Source organism: Citrobacter sp. wls757 (assembly GCF_005280935.1).
Lineage (GTDB): Bacteria > Pseudomonadota > Gammaproteobacteria > Enterobacterales > Enterobacteriaceae > Citrobacter > Citrobacter portucalensis.
Map to the genome: position 1 here is coordinate 155,353 of NZ_SZWU01000020.1, position 14,258 is coordinate 169,610.

The 14,258-nt window shown below is 49.3% G+C and carries 14 protein-coding genes; 9 read left to right on the forward strand and 5 right to left on the reverse strand.

What is annotated here, in order from left to right; genetic code table 11:
* Positions 1 to 38: 38 nt before the first annotated feature.
* The gene (locus FDW94_RS06715; RefSeq protein WP_048216224.1) at positions 39 to 1,034 is read right to left on the reverse strand and encodes a LacI family DNA-binding transcriptional regulator; all 996 of its coding nucleotides are present in this window, start codon (positions 1,032 to 1,034) and stop codon (positions 39 to 41) included.
* Between the two features lie 174 nt (positions 1,035 to 1,208).
* Between FDW94_RS06715 and FDW94_RS06720 the strand changes: the two genes are divergently transcribed.
* The 3 genes from FDW94_RS06720 (at position 1,209) to FDW94_RS06730 (ending at position 4,948) form a co-directional block, all read left to right on the forward strand.
* A complete protein-coding gene (locus FDW94_RS06720) occupies positions 1,209 to 2,645 on the forward strand; it encodes a glycoside hydrolase family 32 protein (protein WP_137377335.1) in 1,437 nt (478 codons plus the stop codon).
* A gap of 30 nt (positions 2,646 to 2,675) precedes the next feature.
* Complete coding sequence (locus FDW94_RS06725) at positions 2,676 to 3,623, forward strand: aminoimidazole riboside kinase (RefSeq protein WP_137377336.1); 948 nt, start codon at positions 2,676 to 2,678, stop codon at positions 3,621 to 3,623.
* 65 nt (positions 3,624 to 3,688) lie between these two features.
* On the forward strand, positions 3,689 to 4,948 hold the full coding sequence (locus FDW94_RS06730; RefSeq protein WP_071446227.1) for an MFS transporter: 1,260 nt from the start codon (positions 3,689 to 3,691) through the stop codon (positions 4,946 to 4,948).
* Between the two features lie 76 nt (positions 4,949 to 5,024).
* Here the strand turns inward: FDW94_RS06730 and FDW94_RS06735 are convergent, their stop codons facing one another.
* The 4 genes from FDW94_RS06735 to ycgZ all read right to left on the reverse strand — a co-directional run bounded on the left by FDW94_RS06735 (position 5,025) and on the right by ycgZ (position 6,559).
* Entirely contained in the window at positions 5,025 to 5,576 is a 552-nt protein-coding gene (locus FDW94_RS06735) for a LuxR C-terminal-related transcriptional regulator (RefSeq protein ID WP_071446225.1), read from the reverse strand.
* A 132-nt stretch (positions 5,577 to 5,708) separates the two neighbouring features.
* Complete coding sequence (locus FDW94_RS06740) at positions 5,709 to 5,975, reverse strand: biofilm development regulator YmgB/AriR family protein (protein ID WP_008784990.1); 267 nt, start codon at positions 5,973 to 5,975, stop codon at positions 5,709 to 5,711.
* A gap of 34 nt (positions 5,976 to 6,009) precedes the next feature.
* The gene (locus FDW94_RS06745; RefSeq protein WP_008784991.1) at positions 6,010 to 6,282 is read right to left on the reverse strand and encodes a hypothetical protein; all 273 of its coding nucleotides are present in this window, start codon (positions 6,280 to 6,282) and stop codon (positions 6,010 to 6,012) included.
* A gap of 40 nt (positions 6,283 to 6,322) precedes the next feature.
* A complete protein-coding gene (ycgZ, locus tag FDW94_RS06750) occupies positions 6,323 to 6,559 on the reverse strand; it encodes a regulatory protein YcgZ (protein WP_003833500.1) in 237 nt (78 codons plus the stop codon).
* Positions 6,560 to 6,877: 318 nt separating this feature from the next.
* Between ycgZ and FDW94_RS06755 the strand changes: the two genes are divergently transcribed.
* The 6 genes from FDW94_RS06755 to FDW94_RS06780 all read left to right on the forward strand — a co-directional run bounded on the left by FDW94_RS06755 (position 6,878) and on the right by FDW94_RS06780 (position 13,942).
* Complete coding sequence (locus FDW94_RS06755; RefSeq protein WP_137377337.1) at positions 6,878 to 8,107, forward strand: diguanylate phosphodiesterase; 1,230 nt, start codon at positions 6,878 to 6,880, stop codon at positions 8,105 to 8,107.
* Positions 8,108 to 8,310: 203 nt separating this feature from the next.
* Entirely contained in the window at positions 8,311 to 9,042 is a 732-nt protein-coding gene (locus FDW94_RS06760) for a MerR family transcriptional regulator (protein ID WP_008784993.1), read from the forward strand.
* Positions 9,043 to 9,351: 309 nt separating this feature from the next.
* Positions 9,352 to 9,882 carry a spore coat protein U domain-containing protein gene (locus tag FDW94_RS06765; RefSeq protein ID WP_003833507.1) on the forward strand — a complete coding sequence of 177 codons (531 nt, stop codon included), beginning with the start codon at positions 9,352 to 9,354 and terminating at the stop codon, positions 9,880 to 9,882.
* A 14-nt stretch (positions 9,883 to 9,896) separates the two neighbouring features.
* Positions 9,897 to 10,619 carry a molecular chaperone gene (locus FDW94_RS06770; RefSeq protein ID WP_003833508.1) on the forward strand — a complete coding sequence of 241 codons (723 nt, stop codon included), beginning with the start codon at positions 9,897 to 9,899 and terminating at the stop codon, positions 10,617 to 10,619.
* 55 nt (positions 10,620 to 10,674) lie between these two features.
* The gene (locus FDW94_RS06775; RefSeq protein ID WP_137377338.1) at positions 10,675 to 12,960 is read left to right on the forward strand and encodes a fimbria/pilus outer membrane usher protein; all 2,286 of its coding nucleotides are present in this window, start codon (positions 10,675 to 10,677) and stop codon (positions 12,958 to 12,960) included.
* A gap of 13 nt (positions 12,961 to 12,973) precedes the next feature.
* Positions 12,974 to 13,942 (forward strand): spore coat protein U domain-containing protein, encoded by a 969-nt coding sequence (locus tag FDW94_RS06780; protein ID WP_137377339.1) that lies wholly within the window; start codon positions 12,974 to 12,976, stop codon positions 13,940 to 13,942.
* Positions 13,943 to 14,258 lie beyond the last annotated feature (316 nt).

Here is a 14,258-nt window from a genome sequence, read left to right on the forward strand (position 1 = left end):
ACATCCCTCCGGTTGATGAAACGAAGCAGCTAGGTTAATCATATTGAGGCGCGCGGAAGCCAGGGGCTGTCTACCCGCACGGTATCCCGGTGATCGAGCCCCTGGATAAGATGCAGCGCGCTAAGACGACCGATTTCATAGTGCGGCAGCTGTACCGTTGAGAGCGGCGGCAAAAATAGCTCGCCGGTGCCCACCATATTGTCATAACCCAGCACAGCGACGTCCTGCGGAATGCGCAGCCCTCGCCCCAGCAAGAGCTGGTAGATAACAAAAGCCACGCGGTCGTTACCGCACACCACCGCATCGAACATCGGGCGCGCGCCGCTCAGGTAATGCCCGGCAATCTCCGCCGCATCAATATGGTGGCGCTCGCCCGGCGGAAGATAGTGGTGGAACATTGCATCAGGGTCGACACCTGCTTCACGACAAGCCCTCTCCATTCCCGCCCGACGGCGATCGGTCGCCACAATTCCTTTCGGTAGGTGGATGCACAGCAGTCGACGATAGCCTGCGGCCAGCAGCGCTTTCACACCAAGATATTGCCCTTGTTCATCATCGGGAATATAGGTGGGAAAAGGGCCGCTTGTGCTTTCACAGTTCGCCAGCACGCAGCGATACTTATGCAGCTTTTCCGGTACAGGTACCTGGCGCAGTCCCATCGCGGTGTAGATAATACCGTCCGGACGATGCGCCAGCAGCAGATCAACCATTTTCTCTGGCTTGTCATTGCTGAACATATTCACCACAAAGCTATTCCAACCGTGTGCCCGCGCGGTCTCTTCGATAGAGAGCGTTATCTCCACGGAAAATGGCGTAGTCATGGTGTCCAGCGCCAGCACCCCAATCGTGTTAGCCGTGGTTTTCGCACCACGAATTTTTTTAGCGGAGAGATCGGAGACATACCCCAGAGCATCTACCGCTTCCATCACCTTTTTATAGGTTTCAGGCCGTAGCCGTTCGGGCTCGTTAATCGCCCGCGATACGGTCATTAACGAGACGTTAGCCCGCTGCGCCACATCCTTTAAAGATGCCATACCCTCTCCTTCGCCGGTGTTCACTTTGCCGGGGTCTGAAAATGCGATCTCGATAACACCTGCAAAATGTTAACGTTAACTTTTGTGATTAACATCGATATTACCATCAAATCTGCGAGAAAACTGAGAATGTTAACGTTATCTTTTGATCAATTCACTTACAGGGACAAGCAAATGACGTCACTACTTTCCAAAGCCAACGAAGCCTTAAGCCAGCAGAAAGACCTTGTAAACCCGCGCTGGTATCCACGCTATCACCTGGCGCCACCAGCGGGTTGGATGAACGATCCCAACGGTCTGTCCTGGTTCGATGGTTACTACCATGCGTTCTATCAGCACTATCCGTGGCAGCCGGTCTGGGGACCAATGCACTGGGGCCATGCGCGCAGCCGCGATATGGTGAACTGGGAGCACTTACCCATCGCACTGGCACCAGAAGGGCCGGAAGATAAAGACGGCTGTTTTTCCGGTTCAGCGGTGGTTGAAGGTAATAAGCTGGCCCTGATCTACACCGGACACAAGTTTGACGGCGAGGCGAAAGAGGAAAACCTGTATCAGGTACAGTGCCTGGCCACCAGCACCGACGGGATTCACTTTGAACGCCAGGGCATGATTCTGGATACCCCGCGAGGCGTACACCATTTTCGCGATCCGAAAGTCTGGCAAGAGGGAGACAACTGGTACATGGTGGTGGGCGCCCGGGTCGATGACGTGGGCGAAGTGCAGCTCTATCGCTCGCAAGATCTACAGCACTGGCAGTTTGCCAGCACGCTCGGCAGGGCCGATGACGGCATGGGCTACATGTGGGAGTGCCCAGACCTCTTCCCACTCAACGATAAGCTCGTCTTCATGTTCTCGCCGCAGGGCATCGCCGCAGACGGATACGATTACCGTAACCTGTTCCAGAGCGGCTATATGGTCGGCGAATGGCAGGATAATCTCCATTTTCACGTCACCCACGCCTTCCAGGAGATGGATCACGGGCATGATTTTTACGCCCCCCAGTCATTTACCACCCCGGATGGGCGCCGCATCGTGATTGGCTGGCTGTCGATGTGGGAATCGCCAATGCCAGAACAAGCCGACGGCTGGGCGGGCATGCTTACCCTCCCCCGCGAGGTGACGCTCGATACCGATCAGCGGCTGCGTATGAACCCGGTGAAAGAGCTGGAATTATTACGCGGTGAGCTTCATGTCTGGCCGGTCAGCGAACTGCACAATCGCATCCTGATGGTAGAGGAGCAGGCGCACGCTATTGAAGTCGAACTGAGCATCGATATCGCCCGCAGCAGTGCTGAAGAATATGGTATCGCGCTGGGTGATGGACTACGGGTCTACGTCGATGCTCAGGCACAGCGTCTGGTGCTGGATCGTCGCTACCCGCAGCATGGTCTCTCTGGTTATCGCAGCGTGCCGCTGCCAGTTGGTGACCGGCTGGATCTGCGCTTATTTATCGACAGCTCCTCGGTAGAGGTATTTGTCAATCACGGTGAATATACCCTTAGCAGTCGTATTTATCCTGAACCGGACGATCGCCAACTGACCTTATTCAGCCTGAACGGACGCGCCATTTTTAATCAAGGGCATGCCTGGCCGCTCAGCGCCAAATAAACACCCGTCCTACTGCTTTGGGGAAAAATAATGACTATCTGGACGCTCGGAGACGCTGTGGTGGATTTATTGCCGCGCGACAATATGCAGTTTGAAGCCTGCGCGGGAGGCGCTCCCTTCAATGTGGCAATCGGCGTGGCTCGCCTTGGCCGCGCCAGCGGTTTTATTGGCCGTGTGGGCAATGACACTTTTGGTCGATTTCTGCATCAGACGCTGGAAACAGCGCAGGTGGATACAGGAAGTCTGGAGTTTGATGCACATCAGCACACCAGTACCGTACTGGTTTCACTGGCTCCCAACGGCGAGCGGCAGTTTGAGTTTTTGGTCAATCCGCCTGCCGATCAATTTCTCAGCCCGGCGAGCCTGCCCGACTTTGGCGCCGATATTCTGCACTTCTGCTCGCTGGCGCTGGTTGCCCCTGACTGCCGCGCCACCCTCGCCCAGGCTATGGCCGCATTGCGGCAGACCGGCGGCACTCTGAGCTTTGACATCAATCTGCGTCCGCAGATGTGGAGCAACGAGATGCAGATGTTTGACCTTGTCAACGAGTTTGCCCGGCAGAGCGACATTCTGAAGATGTCGGAAGAAGAACTGCTGTGGCTAACGCAGACCAACTGTCTCAGTAGCGCCTGCGAACGTCTGGTTGATTTTCCTGCACGCCTGAAAATCGTCACCCGCGGTGCCGACGGCGCTATCGCTTTCTGGCAAAACAGCAGGCTAACTTTAAGCGGCTATAACGTCGAAAGTATCGATACCACCGGCGCCGGTGACGCCTTTATGGCCGGGCTGCTGGCGGCACTCGCCGAGGAGGGCTGGCCCAAATCGACGTCAACGCTACTTCCACTTATCGAGCAGGCCAGCGCTTGTGGTGCTCTGGCGACCACCCGGCGTGGCGCGCTAAGCGCGTTTCCCGACAGCCAACACCTGAGCAGCTTTATTCAGTCACAACCGTCGCTACGGAGAACGATTACCCCGTAATAAAGCGCACTCGTTACGTCGTATCAGAAAGACCTTACAATGACCTGATCTGGATTGGAAAAATCATGAAGATAAATATGCCGTTCAGTAATGACAAATATCGGTACTCGTCCGGGTATCTGCTTTTTTTCTTTGCCGCCTGGTCGTTGTGGTGGTCTTTTTATGCGATATGGCTAAAAAATAAACTTGGCCTGTCCGGAACGGAACTGGGAATGCTGTATGCCGTAAACCAGTTCTTTAGCATGCTGTTTATGCTGGTCTACGGTTTTCTGCAGGATAAGCTCGGCACCCGTAAACACCTTATCTGGCTGATGGGGATAGTCATCACGCTCAGCGGCCCGTTCCTGATTTATGTTTACGAACCGCTGCTGACCTCCAACTTCAAACTTGGTATGGCGCTGGGAGCCATTTTCTTTGGCCTTGGCTACCTCGCGGGTTGTGGTCTGGTAGAAAGCTTCGTCGAAAAAGTGAGCCGCAAATTCAACTTTGAATTCGGCACCGCCCGCTTGTGGGGATCGCTTGGCTACGCCGCAGGGACATTTGTTGGCGGTATCTTCTTCAGCATCAACCCACACATTAACTTCTGGTGCGTATCGGTAATGGGGGTGTTATTCCTGTTGATTAACGTGTTGTTCAAAACCAACTCACCCGCCCCATCTTCTGTAAAAACGCGTTCTCCTGAACCCGACGCGCTGACCCGAAAGGATTTTCTCACTATCTTTAAAGATACGCAGTTCTGGTTTTTCGTTATCTTTGTCGTCGGTACCTGGTCGTTCTATAGCATCTACGATCAGCAGATGTTCCCGGTGTTTTACGCCAGCTTATTTGACGATCCCGAACTGGCACCACGCGTATACGGCTACCTCAACTCGGTACAGGTCTTTATGGAAGCCGTCGGTATGGCGCTGGTTCCATTCCTGATTAACCGCATCGGGCCTAAATCCGCATTGCTGCTGGGTGGCACAATCATGACCTGTCGAATCCTGGGTTCAGCACTTTTCACCGATATCTATATTATCTCCTTGATTAAAATGCTTCATGCGCTGGAAGTCCCACTGTTTGTTATTTCAGTGTTTAAATTCAGCGTAGCAAATTTTGATAAACGCCTGTCATCAACGATATATCTTATTGGCTTCAATATCGCCAGTTCCATTGGCATTATTGTGCTGTCACTGCCTGTCGGTAAGTTGTTTGATAAAGTGGGCTATCAGGAAATCTTCCTGATTATGGCCAGCATTGTGGTAATAACGCTAATATTTGGCTACTTCTCGTTGAGCAAAAAACATCATCAGCAGAAGATGGGAAATGAACTGGTGACAGAGTAGCGAAGTTTAAAATATATCGGACAGGGCCATTGGCCCTGTCGTATCCCCCAAAAGTAAGTACGAACTGTCGATTTATTCAGGCATGTTCCAGCCAGTTGCGGAATATTTTCGCTCGCAGTATTCCCTGAAAATCAATCAGCCCAGAACAACCAAGCTTCTTGATCAGATTCTGCCTGGCCTGGTAAATCGTTTTCAAATGTAGATTTAACAAGGCGGATATCTCAAAAATAGTTCGACCTTCTCCTAACTGCGTTAGAATATATTTATCTCGCGCAGTCAGCGAAATATTTAGTTCTGACTGATTGTCGTGTATACCGCCAGAACGAGTAATATCAATAATAAATTGTTTGAATGTGGCAACGCTAACATCTATTGGCAGTCTGTAAAGTGATAAATCATTGAGATATCTGTACAGATGACCATCAATCAGCAGTACCAGACGATGCGTTTTCAGATCGTAATTTTGCCTTTTTACCGCCTCAAAGTGATTGGCGGTGAAAAAAACCAGATGCGTCTTATCATCTTCGAAAACAATATCTGCAAGAATATTCTTTAGCCCTTGCCTGATAAAAATATCATCAATCCATAACTCTGCGTTTCCAGTGTGTTCCTGAACGATGTTCATCATTATGGCCTCAATGAAAAATCACAATTGTTCTAGAGAGGGTGCTATGTATAGTCTTAATCAAAAAAATGCTCAGCATGAGTGCTTTCAGCATATAACAAAGGTACTGTACATATTATATTAACATGAAGACTTTTAGACGTCGTCAGCTGTGTAGCGCAGCACTATTTCCAGGGTTTTTCTGATAACATCTGCCTGGACAACGTCAACTGTTGATTCCAGAGAACTAATCAGGCTTAAAATGATGTTTTTATTATTAACATTATCACCTGCCAGAATTACATTTGTTACCGCCTGTCCCAATACCACAGACTCATCTGCTAATAGCTCACCTGCATTATGGAAGTAACTTGATAAAGCTTTATCCGTCATTACACTGTGGACATTAATTTCATGAAGCATGGTAACCTCGCTTGTATAGTCTGGAAGATTATCTTTAATGTAATTTAGGGTTTTTGCTGGCACTGAAAGCACTCTCATCTCTGGTTTTATCCGGTTTTCTACTTATCTTCCCCGGATTAATGTTTGTAAAATCATTGATAACGCTGTCAATTAATTGCTTGCGTGTGCCATCTATTTCACTGGCCTGCATAAGTCGCAATTGCTTAATCACTGCGGCTAACGAAACGTCTGTATGCATTCGCAAAATTTCTAGCACAGCCAAACCTGTAATTTCATGTTTCAGGCGTTCACTATCAGTTTTCTTCATAACTCCTTCACTACTTACCCCTATAAGTAAGGGGTTTATTTTATTCAAAAAGCAGACCAATTAACGCATTGTAATGTTTCTGTTCTTTCTCCCCAGATGCTTTTTCAAGACGACACAGAAGCTTGGTGCAAAGTGATTTGCGGTTCAGATTTCGTCCATCCTTGAGTATCTCAGTGACGATTTCTCCCAATGTTTCCTGTTGAGTTGGCAGATGCGCCTTCGCAAAGTAACGAGAAATCGCGCTTGCAGTATCAGTGCGAACGGTATGCTGCTGCATGTCATGCTCCTGTAACAAAATGCTGGTGAATATTAAGTTTTATAACAGTAGCAAAGTTGTACCAAAAATGTGTACAACGCTAACCATCAATTTTTATCAAAAAGTGCTAAATCAATACAATCAGTAAGTTAGATAAACACCAAACTACATAAAATCAAATTCATCTGTACAATCCACTTCGTTTAACGAATGAATTCGATCTGTTTAAGGGTCTTTGTTTGTAAAAATAAAGTTAGAACAATGTATTAAAATCAGGACATAAGCTGGTTTGTTTGATACTGTCCATATCTCTTCCCTTCCCTTGATCCCGGACTGTCCATGCTCACGACCATTATTTACCGTAGCCATCTACGTGATGACGCCCCCCTCAGAGCGCTTGAGGATATGGTGACAGCCGCAAATCTAAAAAACCGGCGATCCGATGTTACGGGGATTTTACTCTTTAATGGCCGCCACTTTTTCCAACTGCTTGAAGGACCTGAGGAGCAGGTAAAAGAGATTTATCGTTGTATATGTAACGACCCACGGCACCACAATATCGTTGAGCTGATGTGTGATTACGCACCTGCGAGAAGATTCGGAAAGGTGGGAATGGAGTTATTTGATTTACAAAAACATGAACGCAATGACGTCCTGCAAGCGGTACTTAACAAGGGAACATCAAAATTTCAGCTCACCTATGATGACCGGGCATTACAGTTTTTCCGCACATTTGTCCTTGCGACGGAAAAATCGAGTTATTTTGAAATACCTGCGCCTGATTACTGGAGTTTTATTGCCGACAACTCTTGTACTCTCCTGGATGGAAGTACACTCCAGTCCAATATCGATTTCAGCTTTGCTTTTCAACCCATTATCGATCCTATGTCGCAGCGCGTCATTGCTCTGGAAGCACTTATTCGTGGTAGAGACGGTGAAACGCCCGCAACTTATTTTGGCAACTTAACTCCTGAAGAACTGTATACCGCGGATCTGCAGAGCAAAAAGACTGCTTTTGCAATGGCAAGCGCGCTGGGACTTAACGACAAAATGCTGTCAGTCAATCTGCTCCCTATGACCCTGGTAAACAAACCCAATGCAGTCAGCTTTCTGATAAACGAAATCGCGGCGCACGGACTGGTGCCTGAACAAATCATTGTAGAGTTTACCGAAAGCGAAGTTATATCGCGCTTTGATACGTTCGCGCAGGCCGTAAAGTCACTCAAGGCCGCGGGGATCTGTGTGGCGATAGATCATTTTGGGGCAGGTTTTGCCGGGCTTCAGCTTCTGTCTCGTTTTCAACCCGACCGAATTAAGATAAGCCGCGAGCTGATCACGGATGTGCATAAAAGTGGACCAAGACAGGCCATCATTCAGGCAATTATCAAATGTTGCACTTCACTGGAAATCATGATTTCCGCAGTCGGCGTTGAAAAACCTGAAGAGTGGATGTGGCTTGAGTCCGCAGGTATTGAAATCTTCCAGGGTAACCTTTTTGCACAAGCCTGCCTGAATGGTATTCCGTCTGTTGCATGGCCAGAGAAAAATGATTTCTCAGCGTCAAAATAACTAACGCATTGTTATAAATAAACAATCACAACAACCGCCCTCATGCTGAACATAAAAATTCAGCATTTACTCCCTGCGTGATAGTAAAGTAAATCTTAATTTTGCTAGAATCCTCTGTATGTTTTGTACAATTTGATGCATGTTGTACAAAGTAACAGGAACCGCATATCGGTGACGGAGAATCAGGAGTGTCCGGGGGAACTATGGCTTATTACAGCATTGGGGATGTCGCAGAACGTTGCGGGATAAATCCTGTCACCCTTCGGGCATGGCAACGACGTTACGGTTTACTCAAACCTCAACGCAGTGAAGGTGGCCACCGACTCTTTGATGAAGAAGATATTCAGCGTATTGAAGAAATAAAACGTTGGATTAGCAATGGCATACCTGTTGGGAAAGTTAAGGCATTGCTGGAAACCAGTACCCGTCAAGCTGACGACGACTGGAATCAATTACAAGAAGAGATGATGAGCATTCTTCGCATGGCGCATCCACCGAAGCTGCGAGCCAAAATTACTGCACTCGGTCGCGTTCACCCCGTAGATGCGCTGATCGATCACGTTTATCTTCCCGTACGTCAACGGCTGATACTTGACCATAATACATCCCGCATAATGAACAGCATGCTTGATGGCGCATTGATTGAATATGTTGCCACACTGCTGTCTGAAACGCGGCGCAAGTCAGGAAAGGATGCCCTCCTGATGGCCTGGGATGTTGAAGACAGAACCCGTCTGTGGCTCGAAGCCTGGCGCTTATCGCAATCTGGTTGGCATATTGCCGTTCTGGCTGAACCCATTGAATCGCCAAGACCTGAACTTTTCCCTGGGCAAACCCTTTTTGTCTGGACCGGTATTACGCCAACCCGCAGACAAAATGAACTGCTCCAACACTGGAATGAACAAGGTTATAAGGTCATTTTCCACAGCCCGTAGCCTACACGTAATACGTGTAAGATAAATCATACAACTCTCATTTTTTGGCTGGTTATTTTGAGTACCACCCAAGGAATATGTTGCCCTCTATCCTCCTGACTTAACCCCGGCCATAGCATAAAAATAAAACAATATACTAACCCATTGGTATTATTTTTTTGCAGACGACATCACCTTTTTCCTAAGTAAAATTCATTAGATCAACTGGCGTACGTCTAATACTTATTCTAGGGTTAAATTATGTCTTCTTGTGCCACATTATTGTTTTTCTAAAGTAATAAATGTGGTTATTTGAAAAAGGTAAAGGATATGGCTCTAGTCTTAGACAAACGCTTAATTCTTTGTTGCTGCGCCTTTTCCATTATTTCTGTGGCAAATGCAGCAACCGTTAACGGAACATTTCAGGTGCTGATGACGATTCAAAAGGCCTGTACCGTGACTGCCGGTTCGGCTTCAAATATTACACTTGGTCCGGTGAATACCACGGCGACAAATACCAGTGCAAGCAACACTATTTCAATTAATTGCTCAAAAACCACGCCCTATTTTATCGGTCTGGCACCGTCGGCTGCCAATGGAGGGACGACAACAGGATCTGGCGCCATGTCCTCCGTAGCTAACGCTGCCACCAATACCGACAAAGTGCCCTATCAGCTAAATCGTACATCAGCAACAGGTCCGGTGTGGGGGAATACCGCCACCGACACCGCACCTGGAAATGGGGTAGCGGCGACGGGTACAGGTCTGGCGCAAACGTATACTGTTTATGCCACCGCACCGAGCGCCAACTTCACTCCTGACGACTATGCCGACACGGTAACGGTTAACGTTAACTACTAACTTCAGGAAGCCATATGAGAGTAAAACTGCCTGTAAAGCAGTGTGCCTGCGCATGCCTGCTAGGGATGGTTGCGAGCGTCAATCTTGCCACCGCCAGCGGACTGCAAATAGCCCCGGTCACGTTAACGTTGCAAGCGACGCAAAATGCCGATGGTATCTGGCTGAGTAACGCGGGTGAAAATGTGCTCAATGCCCAGGTTCGGGTTTTTCGCTGGAGTCAAAGCGCTTATGACGACAAACTCTCCCCCTCTCAGGGGCTGGTGATTAGCCCGCCGATGTTGGCATTGGCCCCTGGAGAACGACAGCTGATACGCGTTATTCGTACAAGCCCTCCCTCGGCACATGCCGAAGACGCTTATCGTTTGTCGATAGATGAGTTACCGCCTGCAAAAGTAGAAAAAAACAAGCTTCAGTTTGTGCTGCATTATTCTGTTCCCGTTTTCATTCAACCAACATCAGCGGCACAAACGCAGGCAAAACTGCAATGGAAATTACAGCAGCTGGATGGCAAAAAATTTATTGAAGTCAGTAATCAGGGAAATGGGCATGCACAGTTATCTGCTGCAACATTTATAAGCCCTGACGGTACTAAAAAAGTCATTACACCCGGACTATTAGGCTACGTTTTACCCGGATCAACAATGCGCTGGATAGTTTCCCCGTCAGCCAGGAATAATCATTACGGCGGGAAAGTTGAAGTCACAATCAATGGCCAAAAAACAGTACAAGATCTGTAACAGATCCTGGCTTCTGGTGAAATATTGCTTTCTCAATGGAGTATTAATATCGGGAATGGTTTGCGCACAAACGCTGAATAATAACCAGAACGAAAATGGTGTTATTAATAGCGCCTCGCAGATTACGGGAGTCGATTTGTATCTCGACGTCACCTTAAATGGGAATCCCGTTGGGCTGGTTCATTTTGGCTACGATAATGGAAAGCTTTATGCAGGAGCAGATACTCTGCGTAAAATGGGCTTTCGCTTTGCTCCAGACGCCACTAACGCCGTCTGCCTGAACGATATCCCCCAGCTAACCATTGACTACAACGTTCAGTTGCAAACGCTCTCGCTTACTGCGCCGCTCAGTTCACTCGATCTTGCGACCACGCAGCTTAACTCGCCCACCGAAACCGCGCCAACGGCAACAACATCACGCGGGGCGCTGCTCAATTATGATATCTATACGCAACAGGGGGATGAAAGCGCAATCAATACCTTCAGCGAAATTCGCGCCTTCAATGCGACCGGCGTGCTCAGCACCACTCAGTTGACGCAGTACTCTACCGAGGAATATGCCGATAACAGCGTTGAGCGCCTCGACACCAGCTGGCGTACGTCATTTCCTGATTCGATGTTGGCGTTAACCGTGGGCGATACCCTGACTAGTTCACTCATCTGGTCCCGACCGACGCGAATCGGCGGCATTCAGATAGGCACCGATTTTGGGTTACAGCCCTATATGCCAACCACCCCGCTTCCAGCATATCTGGGATCCGCGACGTTACCGTCAAACGTTGAGCTGTACGTCGACGGCGTCAGGTACTACAACGGAGAAGTCCCCGCAGGTAGCTTTCAGATCAACACAATGCCTAACATCAGCGGCGCGGGAACGGGTCAGGTGATGATGACAGATGCGTTGGGCAGAACGAGCGTACAAAATTTCTCGTTCTACAACGATCAGCAACTCCTGCGGGAAGGATTAACCGCCTGGTCGGCAGAATTAGGCACGGTACGCGAAAATTATGGTTACTCCTCTTTTGATTATGCCAGCGCACCAGTATTGAACGCTACGTGGCGTCGCGGGTTTAGCAATACGTTCACCGCCGGGACTCACGCGGAAACCAGCGATGGACTGATTAACGCGGGCTTCAGTAACGACTGGATCCCAGGAACCCGCAGCGGCACGTTTTCGACCTCACTTGCCGCAAGTACCGACTCAGGAAAGAACGGGTTTTTGTACAGTTTTGGTTACCGTTGGTCCGGCGAACGGTTTAATTTCAGTACCAGTACCACGGCAACTTCCGGCGATTATCGCGATGTCGCCACCCATTACGGTGAGCCGCCCCCCACGCTTAACAGCAACACTGTCATTGGCTATTCGCTGGAAGCAGTTGGAAATGTCAGCCTGAGCTATTTGCAGTTTCGTTATCCACACGAAAATGCGGTGCGCTACGCCAATGCCAGCTGGTTTAAATCTCTCACCGACAACATCTCACTCAATGCCGGATTCAACCAGAACATTGACGACAACCGCGATCGCAGTCTCTATTTGATGGTGACCATCACGACCGACAACAATCTGAGCGCCAGCAGCACCCTACAACGTACCAACGACGAAACCGGTTACCAGCTCAACGCCAGCCTGACGCCCCCTGCCGACGGCGGCTGGGGCTGGAATCTGGCTGCCAGTCAGCAGGCTTCCCGGCAAAGTGGCCAGGGCGAAGTGGGATATCTGGGACGTTATGGTAAAGCGTACGCGGGATTCAGCCGTTTACCGGATAACCATTACGGTTATGCAGGCGCAACCGGATCGCTGGTGACCATGGGAGGCGGCCTGTTTGCAGCAAGAGAAATCAATAATGGTTTTGCCGTCGTCTCAACTGACGGCGTGCCTGATGTTCCGGTCAAATTGCAAAATAACCTGATTGGTCGCAGCGATGACCAGGGACTACTGCTGGTCACACCGCTTAACAGTTATCAAAAAAACCTGATCAGTATTGACCCGATGGATCTCCCTGCCAATATGCGGATCGCACGCGTTGAGACGAATGCCACGCCAGCCGATCGTTCCGGTACTTTGGTTAGCTTTGGCATCACCCCCGTCCGCGCTGCGCAGATTATCCTCGTCGATAATCAGGGTAAGCCAATTCCTGAAGGCAGCATGGCTTACGCCATCAACGGAAAAGGACAATCGTCTGTCGTTGGCTTTGATGGAATGACATGGTTCGACACCCTGGAGCAGCACAACACGCTGCGCGTTGATACGGACATCGGTAGTTGTCGCGTGCAATTTGACTATCCCGCGTCAGCAAAGGGGATTGTGCAAATAGGACCACTGGTTTGTCGCCCACACTAACAGGAGTGCGCTCATGAGGTTAAGACATCTGCTACTCATCGCTGCCGTACTTTTTTGTCCGGCAATTAGCCATGCGGTAACCTGTTCGGTGAGCAATGTGCAAGCCATAAATTTAGGTTCGGTCAATCCACTGTCTGCGACAGGCGCAACGTCATCAATGACATTCAGTTACACTTGCTCCAAAGAGCTTGGTGACGTGCTGGCAGGGATCAATCTCTGTTTTAATATTGGCGCCTCGGCCGTCAGTGGCCAGGTGACACCGCGAAATATGTCGTTAAGCGGAAACCCCGCCAGAACGCTGGCATACCAGCTTTACCAGGATCCCGGACACAGCAAAATTTGGGGGAGCCAATACCTGACCGGAACCACTTTTCCGATGGTACAGCTTAACCTGCTGAATCTGACGCCAGTGACGGGTTCACTCACGGTATCGGCGCAGATCGTCACGCCACAAATCGCCGCCGTCCCCGGAAACTATCAGGATAGCTATACGGCGGCGACAGCCCTTGTCACCCTTAATCCTGGATTGCTTTTCCCACCGACCACCTGTGGTGATACCGTTGCCGCCAGGTTTCCTTTCACCGTCACAGCTGCTGTCAGCAAACAGTGTAATATCACCTCCGCGACTAACATCAGCTTTGCTCCCACCAGCGGAACGGGTCGTAATCTCACGGCGTCAAATAACGTAGGCGTAGCCTGCTCTAATAACACCCCTTACACCATCGGACTTCAACCCTCCAACGGCAATACGGCAGGCAGCGGCGTGATGGCAGGCACGGGGTCAAATACGGATAAAGTCCCCTACCAGCTTAGTTCGACGCCAGGTCCTTCCGGTACGATCTGGGGCAATACTGCGCTTAATACCGTTGCAGGCAACGGCACGGGGACAACGACTACCTACCCGGTTTACGCCACCGTTCCCAGCGCGAACTACACGCCAGACAACTATGCCGATACTGTCACCATCGCCGTGACCTACTGACGCCCAGCTTAACAGCAATAAAGCAAACACATTTTATTATCATATTATTTACTTTTAGAGGTGCGTCATAAATCTGACAAATTGCGATTTTTACAAGTTATGCATATTAAGCTACATAAACCGCAAAACAACCGCGATGACAGCCAAAATAAAGAATAACTATTCACTACCAAGCCAAAACCCACACTACTCATACCGATAATCCGTGTTAGCCAGGCAGGCTGTTCTATGAAAAAAATGTTAAATTTAGGTTTATATGGTGAGATTCACTGTATACCACGGCCAAATTAAGAACATATTACTTTTATAACTAAGG

Bases quoted from the DNA above. Each gene is read 5' to 3' on its own strand.
- FDW94_RS06775 (WP_137377338.1), top strand. From the start codon at position 10,675: ATGGTTTGCGCACAAACGCTGAATAATAACCAGAACGAAAATGGTGTT.
- FDW94_RS06760 (WP_008784993.1), top strand. From the start codon at position 8,311: ATGGCTTATTACAGCATTGGGGATGTCGCAGAACGTTGCGGGATAAAT.
- FDW94_RS06725 (WP_137377336.1), top strand. From the start codon at position 2,676: ATGACTATCTGGACGCTCGGAGACGCTGTGGTGGATTTATTGCCGCGC.
- FDW94_RS06735 (WP_071446225.1), bottom strand. From the start codon at position 5,576: ATGATGAACATCGTTCAGGAACACACTGGAAACGCAGAGTTATGGATT.
- FDW94_RS06745 (WP_008784991.1), bottom strand. From the start codon at position 6,282: ATGAAGAAAACTGATAGTGAACGCCTGAAACATGAAATTACAGGTTTG.
- FDW94_RS06720 (WP_137377335.1), top strand. From the start codon at position 1,209: ATGACGTCACTACTTTCCAAAGCCAACGAAGCCTTAAGCCAGCAGAAA.
- FDW94_RS06740 (WP_008784990.1), bottom strand. From the start codon at position 5,975: ATGCTTCATGAAATTAATGTCCACAGTGTAATGACGGATAAAGCTTTA.
- FDW94_RS06780 (WP_137377339.1), top strand. From the start codon at position 12,974: ATGAGGTTAAGACATCTGCTACTCATCGCTGCCGTACTTTTTTGTCCG.
- FDW94_RS06730 (WP_071446227.1), top strand. From the start codon at position 3,689: ATGAAGATAAATATGCCGTTCAGTAATGACAAATATCGGTACTCGTCC.
- FDW94_RS06770 (WP_003833508.1), top strand. From the start codon at position 9,897: ATGAGAGTAAAACTGCCTGTAAAGCAGTGTGCCTGCGCATGCCTGCTA.
- FDW94_RS06765 (WP_003833507.1), top strand. From the start codon at position 9,352: ATGGCTCTAGTCTTAGACAAACGCTTAATTCTTTGTTGCTGCGCCTTT.
- FDW94_RS06715 (WP_048216224.1), bottom strand. From the start codon at position 1,034: ATGGCATCTTTAAAGGATGTGGCGCAGCGGGCTAACGTCTCGTTAATG.
- FDW94_RS06755 (WP_137377337.1), top strand. From the start codon at position 6,878: ATGCTCACGACCATTATTTACCGTAGCCATCTACGTGATGACGCCCCC.
- ycgZ (WP_003833500.1), bottom strand. From the start codon at position 6,559: ATGCAGCAGCATACCGTTCGCACTGATACTGCAAGCGCGATTTCTCGT.